The sequence below is a fragment of the Paenibacillus amylolyticus genome (assembly GCF_047302515.1).
Taxonomy (GTDB): domain Bacteria; phylum Bacillota; class Bacilli; order Paenibacillales; family Paenibacillaceae; genus Paenibacillus; species Paenibacillus amylolyticus_G.
Genome location: NZ_CP168019.1, coordinates 3,444,057 through 3,459,540, shown reverse-complemented (window position 1 = coordinate 3,459,540; position 15,484 = coordinate 3,444,057). Strand labels below are relative to the sequence as shown.

At 44.1% G+C, this 15,484-nt stretch carries 18 protein-coding genes; all 18 read left to right on the top strand.

Annotated features, from left to right (window positions below):
* Positions 1 to 18 precede the first annotated feature (18 nt).
* Positions 19 to 960 carry a MotE family protein gene (locus ACDJ59_RS14800; RefSeq protein ID WP_413409635.1) on the top strand — a complete coding sequence of 314 codons (942 nt, stop codon included), beginning with the start codon at positions 19 to 21 and terminating at the stop codon, positions 958 to 960.
* A gap of 39 nt (positions 961 to 999) precedes the next feature.
* Positions 1,000 to 2,388, top strand: coding sequence for a flagellar hook-length control protein FliK (locus ACDJ59_RS14795; protein WP_413409633.1), 1,389 nt, complete (start codon positions 1,000 to 1,002; stop codon positions 2,386 to 2,388).
* 19 nt (positions 2,389 to 2,407) lie between these two features.
* Complete coding sequence (locus tag ACDJ59_RS14790) at positions 2,408 to 2,965, top strand: flagellar hook capping FlgD N-terminal domain-containing protein (protein ID WP_413409631.1); 558 nt, start codon at positions 2,408 to 2,410, stop codon at positions 2,963 to 2,965.
* Positions 2,962 to 3,345: a TIGR02530 family flagellar biosynthesis protein gene (locus ACDJ59_RS14785; protein ID WP_047842481.1), complete on the top strand. Its 384-nt coding sequence runs from the start codon at positions 2,962 to 2,964 to the stop codon at positions 3,343 to 3,345. Before ACDJ59_RS14790 ends, ACDJ59_RS14785 begins: the two co-directional genes overlap by 4 nt.
* Before the next feature lie 81 nt (positions 3,346 to 3,426).
* Positions 3,427 to 4,242, top strand: a complete 816-nt coding sequence (flgG, locus tag ACDJ59_RS14780; RefSeq protein ID WP_074094563.1) for a flagellar basal body rod protein FlgG — start codon at positions 3,427 to 3,429, stop codon at positions 4,240 to 4,242.
* A gap of 68 nt (positions 4,243 to 4,310) precedes the next feature.
* The gene (locus ACDJ59_RS14775; protein ID WP_017689179.1) at positions 4,311 to 4,532 is read left to right on the top strand and encodes a flagellar FlbD family protein; all 222 of its coding nucleotides are present in this window, start codon (positions 4,311 to 4,313) and stop codon (positions 4,530 to 4,532) included.
* Complete coding sequence (locus ACDJ59_RS14770; RefSeq protein ID WP_091017295.1) at positions 4,532 to 4,993, top strand: flagellar basal body-associated FliL family protein; 462 nt, start codon at positions 4,532 to 4,534, stop codon at positions 4,991 to 4,993. The genes ACDJ59_RS14775 and ACDJ59_RS14770 overlap by 1 nt, the downstream gene beginning before the upstream one ends.
* A gap of 40 nt (positions 4,994 to 5,033) precedes the next feature.
* Positions 5,034 to 6,032 (top strand): flagellar motor switch protein FliM, encoded by a 999-nt coding sequence (gene fliM / locus ACDJ59_RS14765; RefSeq protein WP_413409629.1) that lies wholly within the window; start codon positions 5,034 to 5,036, stop codon positions 6,030 to 6,032.
* Positions 6,022 to 7,296, top strand: a complete 1,275-nt coding sequence (gene fliY / locus ACDJ59_RS14760; protein ID WP_413409628.1) for a flagellar motor switch phosphatase FliY — start codon at positions 6,022 to 6,024, stop codon at positions 7,294 to 7,296. The genes fliM and fliY overlap by 11 nt, the downstream gene beginning before the upstream one ends.
* A gap of 28 nt (positions 7,297 to 7,324) precedes the next feature.
* Positions 7,325 to 7,690 (top strand): response regulator, encoded by a 366-nt coding sequence (locus tag ACDJ59_RS14755; RefSeq protein ID WP_017689175.1) that lies wholly within the window; start codon positions 7,325 to 7,327, stop codon positions 7,688 to 7,690.
* A gap of 11 nt (positions 7,691 to 7,701) precedes the next feature.
* Positions 7,702 to 8,238 carry a flagellar biosynthetic protein FliO gene (locus ACDJ59_RS14750; RefSeq protein ID WP_100529395.1) on the top strand — a complete coding sequence of 179 codons (537 nt, stop codon included), beginning with the start codon at positions 7,702 to 7,704 and terminating at the stop codon, positions 8,236 to 8,238.
* Positions 8,235 to 8,990 carry a flagellar type III secretion system pore protein FliP gene (gene fliP / locus ACDJ59_RS14745; RefSeq protein ID WP_413409627.1) on the top strand — a complete coding sequence of 252 codons (756 nt, stop codon included), beginning with the start codon at positions 8,235 to 8,237 and terminating at the stop codon, positions 8,988 to 8,990. Before ACDJ59_RS14750 ends, fliP begins: the two co-directional genes overlap by 4 nt.
* A gap of 25 nt (positions 8,991 to 9,015) precedes the next feature.
* Positions 9,016 to 9,285: a flagellar biosynthesis protein FliQ gene (gene fliQ / locus ACDJ59_RS14740; RefSeq protein ID WP_017689172.1), complete on the top strand. Its 270-nt coding sequence runs from the start codon at positions 9,016 to 9,018 to the stop codon at positions 9,283 to 9,285.
* Between the two features lie 10 nt (positions 9,286 to 9,295).
* On the top strand, positions 9,296 to 10,084 hold the full coding sequence (gene fliR / locus ACDJ59_RS14735; protein WP_036609353.1) for a flagellar biosynthetic protein FliR: 789 nt from the start codon (positions 9,296 to 9,298) through the stop codon (positions 10,082 to 10,084).
* A 23-nt stretch (positions 10,085 to 10,107) separates the two neighbouring features.
* Positions 10,108 to 11,190, top strand: coding sequence for a flagellar biosynthesis protein FlhB (flhB, locus tag ACDJ59_RS14730; protein WP_413409625.1), 1,083 nt, complete (start codon positions 10,108 to 10,110; stop codon positions 11,188 to 11,190).
* A 25-nt stretch (positions 11,191 to 11,215) separates the two neighbouring features.
* Positions 11,216 to 13,249, top strand: coding sequence for a flagellar biosynthesis protein FlhA (flhA, locus tag ACDJ59_RS14725; protein ID WP_036670372.1), 2,034 nt, complete (start codon positions 11,216 to 11,218; stop codon positions 13,247 to 13,249).
* Positions 13,246 to 14,598: a flagellar biosynthesis protein FlhF gene (flhF, locus tag ACDJ59_RS14720; protein ID WP_413409623.1), complete on the top strand. Its 1,353-nt coding sequence runs from the start codon at positions 13,246 to 13,248 to the stop codon at positions 14,596 to 14,598. Before flhA ends, flhF begins: the two co-directional genes overlap by 4 nt.
* Complete coding sequence (locus tag ACDJ59_RS14715) at positions 14,595 to 15,482, top strand: MinD/ParA family protein (protein ID WP_413409622.1); 888 nt, start codon at positions 14,595 to 14,597, stop codon at positions 15,480 to 15,482. The genes flhF and ACDJ59_RS14715 overlap by 4 nt, the downstream gene beginning before the upstream one ends.
* Positions 15,483 to 15,484: the final 2 nt, after the last annotated feature.

Genomic DNA, 15,484 nt, shown 5'->3' with positions numbered 1-15,484 from the left:
GTGAAGGAGGAATGAACGATGGCTGTTAAAGATGATAGCGACATGGAAAAAGAGTCGGGAGGCGGTTGGGAAAAGTTTCTCATGATTTCAATCCCGATTGTATTCACCGTAGTATTGCTAGGTGTACTACTTACGCTATTTAATGTAGATATTCGTAATAATTTGTTTGAATTCGCCAACAAGATACCGGTAGTCAAGGAATGGGTACCTGATCCTGTACTGGATCCTGAGAAGGAGAAGCTGGAGAAGAGTGAGCAGCAGGTTGAAAGTGCTGAAGCCACAATCGAAAAGCTGAAATCCCAAGTAACTGCCAAAGAAACAGAGCTCAAGGCAGCACAGGAAGCGACAACAACTGAAGCAAAGAAGGCCACGGACCTTCAGAAGAAGTTGGATGATGCGGAAAAAGCGGCTGAAACGGCTACAGCAGCAACGCCGGAAACGGAATCTGATTATCAGAAACAAATCAAAGATTTGGCTAAAATGTATGCTGACATGAGCCCAAGCAAAGCTGCACCGATTTTGCAAAATATGACGAATGAGGAAATGGTATTGTTGTTGAATGCCATGCAGTCATCTGCTCGGACCAAGGTGCTTGAAAAGATGGACCCGAAAACAGCAGCCGATGTCACTATGATGATGAAGGATGCTAAACCGTCCGGGGATCTGGCACTGGATGCGCTGCAATCCAGATTGCAGAAAGAAACCGCAGCAACTTCAACTGCATCCACAACCACAAGCAAAAACCTGGATAAAAACCAGCTTAGTCAAACATTTGCTTCGATGTCTGCTTCAAGTGGTGCCAAGCTATTATTGGAAACATACAAGTTAAGTCCTGACAAAACATTGACCATTCTGAATTCAGTGGATGATGCAACACGCTCTCAATTGCTTGAGAACATGTCTTCAGAGGACTCGGTTGAAACTGCAAAAATTTTGAACAGATTAATGGGTAACAAGTAGATCTGATTACACTGTATAACCGAGAGGAGGTGAAAATAAATGTCGATTGTATATCAAATGGCATCCACAGCATCTGCAAAAGCAACAGGAGCAGGTCAGACAACCGGAGCACAATCGAAAGGTTCAGCTGCAGGTGCTAGCGGTGAATTTCTCCAAACTCTTGCACAATCGTTATCTGGAGGAAACACAGAAGGTGATAGTTCAAGCGCTACTGGAAGCTTAACTGCCAATCCGTTGGTGTTTTCCTTTGCTACAAGTGAAGAAGGAGAAGCGGCATCAATCACAGATATACTGAATTCGTTGTTCACGGACTTGGATTCACTTGACGAAGCTTTGGAAAATGACCCAGCTCTACTTGCAGGTTTGCAAACTCTGATTCAACAGATGTATACACAATTAAGTAATCCTTCAGGTACTAATGAAGAAGGTTCCGACGAGTCTTCGAACGGAGCGGAAAGCGTAAAAACAGTACCCGCAATTGAACTGTCGCAGCATCCGGCAGCAGTACGTTTTGTTCTGCAAGATATGCTTACACAATTAGTAGCTGGAATGAATGATCCTGAGAGTAACGTTGCGAAGAACGCTCCTGAATTCAAACATTTGTTACAATCTCTGCAGAGTCAGCTTCAAGAGGCTGGAGTGGATACCACTAGTAACAAAGGATGGACTGAACTGAAATCCATACTGGATACATTGACTGCAGTTAAGGATCAGACTGCACAAGTCGCTCCAAGTACTTCGCTTCAAACATCCAAACAGGATTCGGTCGTACCACAAGTTCTTGTTGCGGCAGTGGCGAATTCTGGAACCCAGGTGAAAGCTGAGGCTGAGACAACATCTGCTTCAAATGCAGGTGGAGAAGTGGAACACTCAACCATCATTACTGCAGGAGAGCTGTCCTTGCGTTCATCAGGTACTACAGCAGGAAAACCGGCTGAACCTGTAATGCAAACATCACAGTTTGCCAAGGAAATGACACAGTTTGTTGTTAATAAGCTGGATATTGTCCAGCAAAAAGGATTTTCCGAGGCGACCATCTCACTTCGGCCTGAGCATCTAGGTAAATTGGATGTTCAAATTACCTTGCAGAACGGGCAGTTGGTTGCACGGTTTATGACTGAACATACGATGGCTAAAGACATGCTTGAACAACAAATGACGCAGCTACGTTCTTCACTTCAAGCCCAGGGAATTCAAGTGGAACGACTTGAGGTTACCCAGAACAGTTCAATCGGATCACAGATGTATCAGGACGGAGGCCGTCAGCCGGGAAGTAACTCTCAGCAACAACGTCGTTCGCGTGAGCGTGAGGAACAATCGGATGATGCTATAGCTACAGCAGGGATTCAAGAAGAATTGCGTAACTGGCGTAGCGAGCAAGTCGAAGGAAACGAATTACAGAGAGATACGTTTAGTGCTGAGGCTTAAACAGAAATGAGGTGAGTAAATGGCTAATGAAAATGTTTCAATGAATAATACCTGGCCGAACTATTCGGCAGCCAATAAAGCAACCACAAGTGCAGCAACAAAAGAATTGGGTAAAGATCAGTTTCTAAAAATCCTGATTACCCAGCTGCAAAATCAAGACCCGATGCAGCCAATGGAGGATAAGGAATTTATCGCTCAAATGGCACAGTTCAGCTCAGTGGAACAACTGGTCAATATTTCTACGCAGCTTAAAACATTGAACCAGTCCCTTGGTGCTGTATCCGGTATGATTGGCATGGAGGTAAGTTGGCTTTCTTCTAATAAAGATGATAACGGAACTCTTCGTCAGGGTATTGTAGATTCCATCATTGTAAGAGATAGCGTTCAATACGCAAAAGTGGGCAACGACGAGATTAAGCTGGATGAGATCATTCAGGTGAATTATCCAAAACAGGCAGAAGAGAGTCAAACTCCGGTACAGAACGTTCAGGATGAAACCCCTGAAACGAACGAGAGCCAGGAAGTTGAATCATCCGCTGAAACGGGTGATACGGAAGATAGCGGGAAAACGATATGAGTGATCGCATAACGGTTGGACAATTATACGCAGGCCCGATTACACCGAATATGCTTCAAAGACCCAAAACGGGAGAAGCTTCGGCTATACCCGAAAAACCTTTTGCAAAGGTGCTGGAAGATAACCTTCTGAAATTGAGCAATCATGCTGCCAAACGATTGGAACAGCGTGGTATTGAACTCAAGACCGAGCAAATGGAACAGATTGGTTCTGCTTTGGACAAAGCTGCTGCCAAAGGAGCCAAAGAGTCATTGATTTTAATGCAGGATATGGCTTTTATCGTCAATGTCAAAAATCGTACTGTGGTTACAGCTATGGATAGTGAGAGCATGAAGGACAATGTGTTCACTCAGATTGATAGTGCCGTAATCATTTCTTGACCGGCTGGCCCTTCTCGGGAGCCGGAATGCCGCTGACCGACTGATGCGGTAACCAAATGAAGACTGGGAGGATTTTTAAAAATGTTGAAATCAATGTACTCAGGCGTTTCCGGGATGCGGGGTTTCCAAACAAAACTCGACGTAATTGGTAACAATATTGCGAACGTAAACACGGTTGGCTTCAAAGGCAGTCGGGTTATGTTCAAAGATATTATGAGCCAAACCACTTCAGGTGTGACTGCACCTGGTGATGCAACCGGTGGTGTGAATGCAAAACAAATTGGTCTAGGTGTATCTGTAGGCTCTATTGATACATTACATTTGGCGGGAAGTCCAATGACAACAAACAACCCAACAGATATGCGGATTAATGGAGATGGATTCTTCTTGGTACGTTTGAGTGAAGATCAGGAAGTGCCTTACCTGACTCGTGCGGGGGATTTCCATGTGGATGCTGCACGTAACCTTTTGACATCGGATGGATTGTTTGTTCTGGATAACGGTGGTGGAAATATCACGATACCTGATGATGTTGTTTCCTTCACGATTGGTCAGGATGGTACGATCAATCAAACTATGGCGGATGGAACAGTTGAAGCGGGAGCACAACTTGGTATCGGAAAAGTGGTCAATCCGGAAGGTTTAGAGAAGATCGGCGGTAATCTATACCGTATGACAGCAAATGCTAATCCCGATGGTGAGCTTGAAATTTTGACAGCGAATGATGCCGAAAATGGAACTGGCTCTATTATCACAGGACAGCTCGAGATGTCTAACGTGGATCTGACAGGAGAGTTTACTGAGATGATTGTAGCTCAACGTGGATTCCAGGCAAACTCCCGGATCATTACAACGTCGGATGAAATACTTCAGGAAGTTGTTAACCTGAAACGTTAATAGCTGATTAATGAATTTTTAAAACGTGGGGGAGCTTGCTCCTCCCACTCTGATCAAGGGGGCTTAGCATGATTTCGGTTACGCGGTTAAATGGTTCTCCCATGTGGTTAAATGCGCTGATGGTTGAAATTGTGGAAGAGACGCCGGATACGTATATTACTCTGGTAACTGGAAAGAGACTGATTGTGCTTGAAAAAGCCGCTGACGTTATTTCCAAAATTAAAGATTACAACCGTGAAATCGGGGTTCAGGCAGCCACTATTAAAGTGCAGCAAACGGAGGAATCCTGATGAAAAAAATGATGCCCTGGCTTGCAACCATGTTGCTGGCGATAACACTCATTGTGGTGGTTGTGTTTGTATTTATGCAAGGACAGAACGGGAATAAGGACGACACACATACGGCGGCAGCTTCAGAAGCCAAGAAGATGACTGCGGATGAGATTGTAGAAGTTTCCTCTGAGCTTGGAGAAATTAAAACCAATTTGGCTGATACAGATCATGTTATTGTCGTTAGCTTCTCATTCAAGTTGGCTGACGTAAAAGCCAAGGAAGATTTCGAGAAAATTAAAGAAATTGTCGTAAAACCGATTATCATTCAGACGCTTGCAGATACGAAGTCTGATGAACTGGCTACAGCAAAGGGTCGGATACTATTTAATGAGAAATTAACAGGTCTTATTAATGAAGCTTTACCAGAAAGTAATTTAAGTAGTACGAGCTTTTCATCCATTGTGATAGCAACGATGTAAATGAACAGAACATGCTGTAGACCTGTAAGGGGGTGAGAACATGGTGGATGTATTATCACAGAATGAGATTGATGCCCTATTAGCAGCCCTTTCTTCTGGTGAGATGGACGCAGAAGAATTGAAGAAGGAAGATACTCAGAAGAAAATTAGATCATACGATTTTAAGCGGGCAGTGCGTTTCTCCAAAGATCATATTCGAAGTTTGACCCGTATTCACGAGAACTTTGCACGCTTTCTCACCACTTATTTTTCAGCCCAACTGCGGACGTTCGTTCAAATCAATGTCGTTCAGGTCGAACAGTTGCCTTATGATGAGTTTATCCGTTCTATTCCTAAGATGACGATATTGAACATTTTTGAAGCGGAGCCACTACAGGGACGAATGGTGATGGAAGTCCATCCAAACGTGGGATATGCGATGTTGGATCGCCTGCTTGGTGGAACCGGAACTGCTCCAACCAAGATCGCATCGATGACGGAGATTGAGACGACCATTATGGAACGAATATTCAGTCGTGCATTTGAAAGTTTGCAAGAGGCATGGAAGACCGTGTTGGATATTACCCCGAGGATGGAAGCGCTCGAGACCAATCCGCAATTTATGCAGATTGTATCTCCCAATGAGACCATTGCTCTGATCTCGCTCAGTACCAAAATTGGTGACACGACAGGCATGATCAATCTATGTATACCGCATGTCGTTCTTGAACCTATTATGTCACGGTTGTCAACTCATCAGTGGTTTGTTTCGGAGAAGAAAACGAGAGCTCCGGAGGAGTATGATGCTCTAAAAGAGCGTGTGAACAAAGCCAAGTTACCAATCGTTGCGGAATTGGGAGAATCGAGAATTTCAATTGCAGAATTTCTGGGTCTGTCCGTTGGCGATGTCATTACGTTGAACAAACCAGTTGATGAGGGACTTTCCATTAAAGTGGGTGACAAACTGAAATACATGGGCAGTCCGGGGACAATCAAAGACCGTGTGGCTGTGCAAATAGACAAGATTGTCACCGAAGGAGTTGAAGAATTTGACGAGTAAGGATTATTTATCCCAAGAAGAAATCGATGCTTTGCTCAGGCAATCGGAATCGATAAACAGCTCGGAACCCGCTGAAAAGACGGTTGATGATTTTTTGACCGAGCTGGAGCAGGATGCCTTGGGGGAGATTGGTAACATTACATTTGGTAGCGCGGCAACAGCTTTATCCACGCTATTAGGCCTCAAAGTAGATATTACAACACCTAAAGTTTCTATCATTAGTCGAACGCAGTTTGAAGAAGCTTTTCCTAAGCCGCATGTTGCCGTTCATGTGAATTACGTGGATGGATTCGAAGGCATTAACTCACTTGTTATCAAGAAGAGAGATGCTCAAGTCATCGCTGATTTGATGCTGGGTGGCGAAGGAAATCCGGTCGATGAAGAACTGAATGAAATCCATATTAGTGCGGTACAGGAAGCGATGAACCAGATGATGGGTTCCTCTGCAACCTCAATGTCCACGATTTTTAATCGTTTTGTGAATATTTCCCCTCCGGGAATCGATATTCTCAATCTGGAGAGTGGAGAGGGTGTAAGTAATCTTCCAGCAGATGAGACCCTTATCCAAGTTTCATTTCGTTTGTTAATCGGGGATCTGATCGATTCCAATCTGATGCAGTTGCTTCCAGTACATTTTGCCAAAAGCATGGTAGATATGCTGATTGGAGGCGCTCAGGAGTCAACTGCCAGCGCACCAGTGGCATCAACACCTGAACCTGCGCCAGCAGCTGTACCAGCAACGCCACCACCGGTTACGGAGCAGCCGCCCGTTCAGCACCAACAGGCTCCACAGGCTCCACAACAGCCTGCTCAGGACTATAACGGATATGGACAGGCCCCGATGGGTATGCCTCAAGGAATGCCGCCACAGCAGCCGTATGGCATGCCCCCGCAGCAACCTTATGGTGCACCTCAACATTACGGTGGAATGCCAAATAGGAATGTTAACGTACAACCAGTTCAATTCGCCAATTTGCAAAATGGCGCGTATGGTCAGGTAGACGAAAACAATTTGAATTTATTGATGGACATTCCCCTTAAAGTCACCGTAGAATTAGGAAGGACCCAGAAGCAAATTAAAGATATTTTGGAACTGTCACAGGGTTCGATTGTCGAACTGGATAAGTTAGCCGGGGAACCTGTCGATATTTTGGTGAATAACAAACTGATCGCCAAGGGAGAAGTTGTCGTTATTGACGAAAACTTTGGTGTTCGTGTTATAGATATCGTTAGCCAATGGGACCGAATTCAGAAATTACAATAAGCACAATTTAGGGAGGACTTGAATCAAGATGGCAAACCGAATTTTAGTCGTAGACGACGCTGCATTTATGAGAATGATGATCCGGGACATTTTGTCCAAAAATGGATATGAGGTTGTTGGTGAGGCACAGGATGGCTCACAAGCAATTGAGAAATTTAAAGAGCTTCGTCCGGATCTGATCACAATGGATATTACGATGCCTGAGATGGACGGCATTGCAGCTTTGAAAGAAATCAAGAAGATTGATGCTAACGCTAAAGTAATTATGTGCTCCGCGATGGGTCAACAAGCGATGGTAATCGATGCTATTCAAGCAGGTGCCAAAGACTTTATCGTTAAACCGTTCCAATCTGACCGGGTTATCGAAGCGATCAGCAAGACACTGGGCGTTTAAGAGACATGATGATGGCTCAGGGTGATATTCCAGGAGGAGCTGGCGTGGGAAGTAATTATTATTTACAGCTTGTATGGGTGATTGTTGTCCTGGCCGTCATCCTGGCCCTTATTGTTTATCTGATCCGTTTTCTAAACAAAAGGAATCAGCAAATGTTCCGGCACGGCACAATTCGTACCCTGGGCGGAGTTGGACTGGGGCAAAACAAGTCGTTGCAAATTATGGAAATTGGTGGATGTGTATATCTGCTTGGTGTAGGTGAAGACATCCAGTTGATAGATAAGGTTTCGGATCTGGAAGAGGCCCAAAGAATCATTGATTCCTTCGAACGAGATGCTGCTGCACAACAAGGAAATCTCTCACCTCTCATTGCCAAGCTCACAAAACGTTTCCGTAAAGAAGAACCGCCGCGGGAAATGGAACTAGAGGACACAACTTCTTTTCACGAAATGTTTGAATCCAAACTTCGGCAGATGCCTAACCGTAAAGAGAAGATGGAAAAGCTCCTGGATAAAGACAATACTACAGATCGGTCGAGGGATTCATGAAGAAAAAGATTTGGCTAGCGTGTTGTTTATTAGGACTTATCAGTCTGGCATCTGTAACGGTTGCCTTTTCCGAACCCATTCCGAATATTGATATTCAGATTGGAAACGGTGATGGAGGAACACCAAGCACGAGTTCACTGTCCATCATTCTGTTAATTACGGTGCTTAGTATTGCTCCAGCAATGCTTGTACTGATGACCAGTTTTACTCGGATTGTGATTGTGCTCGGTTTTATACGTACATCTTTGGGTACACAACAAATGCCACCCAATCAGGTGCTGGTTGGTTTGGCGCTATTTCTGACACTTTTCATTATGTCGCCAACGTTGTCTTCCATAAATCAGGTAGCGCTTCAGCCCTATCTCCAGGGAGAGCTTACGCAAACCGAGGCACTTGAAAAAGCAGCGGATCCCATGAAGAAATTTATGTTTAGTCACACCAGAGAAAAAGATCTTCTGCTGTTTATGAAGTACAATCAGACTGAACAACCAAAGACCTATCAGGATATCCCAATTACTGTTATGGTGCCGGCATATGTAATCAGTGAGTTGAAGACAGCATTCCAGATGGGGTTTATGATTTTTATTCCGTTTCTGGTTATAGACATTGTTGTCGCGAGTACACTCATGGCAATGGGGATGATGATGCTACCGCCGGTCATGATCTCATTACCTTTCAAAATACTGCTCTTTGTCCTTGTGGACGGGTGGTATCTGGTTGTCAAGTCACTGTTACTGAGTTTTAACACTTGATCCGGAAAGTTAAAGGAGGACGGTCATGACTTCGGAATTTATTATCGGTCTGGCCGGGAAAGCGGTATACACGTCATTGCTGGCCAGTGCACCCATGCTTATACTAGCTCTGGTTGTAGGACTTGCAATCAGTATTTTTCAAGCGACAACTCAAATTCAGGAACAAACATTAGCTTTTGTACCCAAGATTGTTGCCGTACTTCTGTCAGTACTTTTGTTTGGACCTTGGATCTTAAATATCTTGGTCGATTTTACGTTTAACATTCTCGATAATCTATACAGATACATAGGGTAGGCTTTAGCAGATGGAGACATTGTTGCAAAGTTTCCCTGTCGCTCTGCTTATGTTTTGTCGAATCACATCATTTTTTGTAACTGCGCCAGTTTTTTCGGCTCGAAATGTGCCGGCTTCAGTTAAAATAGGTATCTCTGCATTTGTCACATTATCTGTCTATCTGATTTACGGAATAGACCAGACCGTACCCACAGACCTGAGTTATGTCTTATTGATCATCAGAGAGATTCTAATTGGCCTGCTTTTAGGTTTTGTGGCTTATCTGTTGATGACGGCTGTTCAGACTGCGGGGACCTTTATCGATCTACAGATCGGTTTTGGTATGGCCAATGTATACGATCCAATGACAGGTGCTTCAGCTCCACTTACGGGTAACTTGAAGTATGCATTTGCTATGCTTCTGTTTCTGACGATGAATGGTCACCATTATTTGCTGGATGCGATAGTTTACAGTTACCGGTGGGTACCATTATCTAATGTGTTTTTCCTACGGTTGGCAGATGGAAGTATTGCTGAATTTTTGATTCAGACCTTAGGTCAATCATTTATGCTGGCTTTTCAGATGTCGGCTCCGATTGTAGTTGCGTTGTTTTTGACGGATGTTGGATTGGGTTTTTTGGCCAAAACTGCTCCTCAATTTAATGTATTTGCAGTTGGGTTGCCGCTTAAGTTACTCGTTGGTCTTGCTATTTTGCTTTTGCTGGTTCCCAGTTTCTCCTTTGTATTTAGTCAATTGTTCGAAGCGATATTCAGATCGATGGAAAAATTGCTTGGAACCATTGGACAAAGGCCCGGCTGAGTGAAACGGAGGAAAAGACACGGATGAAACTTCAACTCGACCTCCAGTTGTTTTCAGGGGAGAAGACGGAGAAAGCTACCCCGAAAAAGAGACAGGATACACGAAAAAAAGGACAGGTTGTAAAAAGCGCTGAACTATCTGGCGCATCCATTCTCCTAATCGTGTTTTTGATCATGATGGTATTCAGTAATTTTTATAAAGAACGTATAGTTCGTCTGTTTACAGATATCTTCATCAATCGATTGAGTATGGATATCACCGGAGAGAATGTGATGGCGCTTATGATGCGCTATGGCATTGAAGTTTTGTTATTGATCGCTCCCGTTTTGCTGGGTGCGTTACTGGTTGCTTTGATCGTTAACTACATGCAAGTTGGTTTTCTTCTTATAGGGGAAGGTTTGAAGCCAAAACTTGAGAAACTGGACCCGATTAAAGGTTTCAAAAATATATTCTCTCTCCGCTCATTAGTGGAATTTGCTAAATCCATTTTGAAAATGTCGATTATCGGTTATCTCGTTTACAGTACAATTAAAGGCTACCAGTCAGATATTGCTTCACTTTCTCATTTTTCATTAGATGCTATTTTACATTTCGCTGCGTCGATCACTTTAAGTCTTGGTATCAAGATTGCAGTGGCATTAATGATACTTGCGATATTTGATTACATGTATCAAAAGTATGACCATGAGAAGAAGATTCGTATGTCCAAGCAAGACATCAAAGACGAGTACAAGAAAATGGAAGGTGATCCGCTGATCAAAGGTAAAATCCGGGAACGCCAGCGTCGTATGGCTATGCAGCGTATGATGCAGGAAGTGCCAAATGCGGATGTAATCATCACGAACCCGACCCACTTTGCGGTTGCGCTAAAGTATGAAGGTTCCGAGATGGAGGCACCACAGATTATTGCCAAAGGTCAGGATTATGTCGCCTTGCGTATTAAGGAAATAGCCAAAGAAAACGGTGTTATTACGATGGAAAACAAGCCGCTGGCACGGGCATTGTTCCAGAGAGCCGAGATTGGTGACGCTATACCGGCCGATTTGTTTCAAGCGGTAGCTGAAGTGCTGGCTTATGTATATAAACTAAAGGGCAGAACGAAATAAAAGGGGATCGGAGGCCGTACATTCATTGAAGATTAAAGATATAGCTGTCCTTGCGGGTATCATTGGCATTGTGTTGATGATGATTCTTCCGATCCCAACCTGGCTGTTGGACTTGTTGCTGGTCGTCAATATTTCAATTGCACTGATGATACTCCTTGTTGCAATGAACAGCAAAGAAGCGTTGCAGTTTTCTATTTTTCCAGCTTTGTTGTTGATCACTACACTATTCCGACTGGCTCTGAACATTTCGACTACCAAGCTAATTCTTGGTGAAGGGGATGCAGGAGCTGTAGTTGCTACCTTTGGTAGCTGGATTGCTGGAGGGCAAATTGCAATTGGATTTATCGTGTTTTTGATCCTCGTTGTCGTTCAGTTTATCGTTATTACAAAGGGGTCTGAGCGCGTAGCTGAAGTTGCTGCCCGATTCACTCTCGATGCGATGCCTGGTAAACAAATGAGTATTGATGCGGATCTGAATGCGGGTCTGATCAACGAGCAACAAGCTCGTGAGCGTCGTTCCAAAATTGAACGTGAAGCCGATTTCTATGGAGCGATGGATGGAGCAAGTAAATTCGTAAAAGGTGACGCAATTGCAAGTATTATCATCCTCCTGATCAATCTCATTGGTGGATTTATTATCGGTATGACTGTGCATGGGATGGCTTTTGCAGATGCAATGTCAACGTACTCTGTACTGACTATCGGAGATGGATTGGTAAGCCAAATCCCTGCTCTGCTTATTTCCACAGCAGCAGGACTTATCGTCACCAGAGCGTCTTCAGAAGGAAACCTGGCAGATGATATTACGGGGCAACTGTTTACATATCCAATACTAATTTATATCGTAGCTTTCGTTATTGCCATGCTCGGTTTCTTCACACCAATTCATGTTATTACTACCCTTCCGTTGGCAGGTGTGTTGGCATATGCCGCGTGGCGTATGCAGAATAATCTGAATTTGAAACAAGTAGCGGAAGAACAGTTGGAAGAAGAACAGCAGATTGAAGAGGTTAGAAGTCCTGAAAGTGTAATTAACCTGCTTCAGGTGGACCCTATTGAGTTTGAATTTGGTTATGGTTTAATCCCGCTTGCTGATAATCAGCAGGGTGGGGACTTATTGGATCGGATCATTATGATTCGGAGGCAGTGTGCTCTTGAACTGGGGTTGGTCGTTCCGGTCATACGGATTCGAGATAATATCCAGCTCAGACCCAATGAGTATGTTATCAAAATCAAGGGTAATGTGGTAGGTGGCGGAGAACTGTTGTTGAATCATTACCTTGCCATGAGTCCTGGCTATGATGAGGAGTCTGTGACAGGTATTGAAACGACGGAGCCTGCTTTTGGACTTCCAGCACTATGGATAGATGAAGTGACCAAAGACAGAGCGGAACTTGCAGGATATACGGTCGTTGATCCACCTTCCGTTGTGGCTACACATCTGACGGAACTGATTAAGAAACATGCGCATGAGTTACTTGGAAGACAAGAGACAAAAGCACTTGTGGATAATCTCAGAGAGAACTATTCTGCCCTTGTGGATGAACTGATCCCTTCTCTACTTTCCATTGGTGATGTACAGAAAGTGCTTGCCAAGTTATTGCGTGAGAAAATATCTATTCGAGATATGGTTACCATCTTCGAGACACTGGCTGACTATGGTACGTATACGAAGGATCCTGATGTGCTGACTGAATACGTCAGACAATCCCTCTCACGTCAGATTACTCAGCAGTTCTCACAGAAAGGTGAGACACTTCGAGTGATCACGGTTGGACCTGGTCTTGAGAAGAAAATTGCTGAAAGTGTGCAACAATCGGATCAAGGCAGTTATCTTGCGCTAGACCCTGTATCTACACAAAGTGTATATCAGAAGCTCAGTGAACAAGTGAACCGTTTGATTCAATCAGGTCAACAACCTGTTGTATTAACTTCTCCAACCATTCGGATGTATCTGCGTCAGGTTATTGAACGTACTATGCAGGACATTCCTGTGCTTTCCTACAGCGAGTTGGAGCCGAATGTTGAAATTCAAAGTATCGGGGTGGTGAACTTATGAGAGTAAAACAATACGTTGTTGAGACCATGCCCGAAGCTATGCTTCAAATTCGCAAAGACCTGGGAAGTGATGCCGTTATTCTGTCCACCAAAGAAATTAAGGTGGGCGGTGTAATGGGAATGTTTCGCAAAAAACGGATCGAAGTTGTAGCTGCAGTGGATAAGGAAGAAAACAAGCAAACAACAAAGCCAGTACAAAATCAATTCACACCTGTACCTCGTTCATTTGTACCTGAGGCTTATCGGCAAACAGCTCGTTCGTTTGTTGCGGCTTCTGATGAGTCTGTGACAACGAATACAGCTGATCAAAGTGTACAGGACCAATCTGCGGCTGCACCGTCTGTGTTTGAATCGCGTAATATCGGTTCAAACATAGACAGCGGCTCAGGTTCTTCAAGCACGGATCATAAACCGCGACCGCAAGGGGCGGATTTTTCGGGTTCAACAACTGGTCCGAAGCCAACAGGTTCAGACCTGCAGCAGGATAAGTTGATGACTGAATTACAGGATCTTAAACAGATGGTGACCAGGCTTTCAAAGCAAGGTACTTCTGCGGACCCTGTGCCAGAGGAACTGCATACGATCCGAGAACGTTTGACAGAACAGGACGTTTGGCCTGAAGTATGGGAATCCTGGTTTGATTCAATTCAAGCAAAATGGTCTGAGGATGGATTGAAAGAACAGGATGTAGAGCAAATAGTGAAGCTTGAGGTCATGCACTTTTTGGAGCAACGTATTGAAGAAGGCATTCTTCCTACCACGCGAATCGTCTATGTAGCTGGACCAACCGGTGTAGGGAAAACTACGACAATTGCAAAATTGGCAGCTGAACAAATGTTCAAAAAACAGCGTAAAGTTGGATTCATTACATCAGATACGTATCGGATCTCGGCGGTAGAACAGCTTAGAACGTATGCATCTATACTGAATGTTCCACTTGAGGTGGTGCAATCGCCCGGTGATACACAACGTGCCATTTCTCGATTAGAGAATTGTGATTTGATCTTTATGGATACAGCGGGTAGAAACTACAGAAATGAATTACTTGTTTCAGAACTGCAAAGTTTGCTTGCTCCTGTAGAGAATAGCGAAACCTTTCTGGTCATGAGTATGACTTCCAAAAGTGCTGATATGGTGCAGATCACGGAACATTTCAGTAAATATGGACTGGATAAGGTGATTTTCACCAAAATGGATGAGACTGGGAGCTGCGGTCCGCTATTTAACTTGTTGCACCGTTTTCCACTCAAGCTCGCATATGTGGCAAATGGACAAAATGTTCCGGACGATTTGTTGAAACCAGATGCAGATTCGTTGTCCAAACAGTTGCTGGGAGAATGGTCACAATGAAGGATCAGGCAGCTGCACTTCGAAGTATGGTCTCCGCGCCATTGGAATTGGAAGGCATTGAGCGAGATATTCGATCCTCGAAAATCATTACTGTGGCCAGTGGTAAGGGAGGTGTTGGTAAATCCAATTTCACACTGAACTTTGCCTTGGCATTGCAGGCTTTGGGGCAAAAGGTACTTGTATTTGATGCTGATATTGGAATGGCTAATATTGATGTTCTTATGGGTACGTCTTCTTCCTATAATCTTTACCACCTGTTGTACCGACAAAAATCCATAAGGGAAATCATACAACTGGGTGCCAGTGGCTTGCCTTACATTGCTGGAGGATCGGGCATGAAAGAGTTGTTCTCATTGTCTGATCGTGATCTGGAGTTTTTCGCCAGTCAAGTCGAGGATATTGCCCAGGAAATGAATTATGTCATCTTTGACACTGGGGCAGGACTCTCCAGAGAGAATATGAAGTTCATCGGTGCTGCTGATGAATGCCTGATTATAACTACACCTGAACCGACTTCAATAACCGATGCTTATGCTTTAGTCAAAGTTATGCACGGCCAGGAAAATGCTACGCCCTTTCGGATGATCGTTAACCGGGTGGAAGACGAACGAGAAGCGGAACGGGTGGCAGAAAAAATAGCTGGAGTGGCGAGGCGGTTTTTGCAGACGGATATTCCGCTGCTTGGGTATATTTCAGAAGACGCCCAGGTAGTCAAGGCGGTTAAAAGGCAAATGCCCTATAGTCTGGCTTATCCCAATGCCAAAGCCTCTAAAGATATAGAGAAACTTGCTCTTCGTTATCTGGCTGTACCTGCAACTCCAGGATACGGAACCTTGACAGGAATCAGGGGATTTATGAATAAGTGGCTTAAACGGACAACATGATT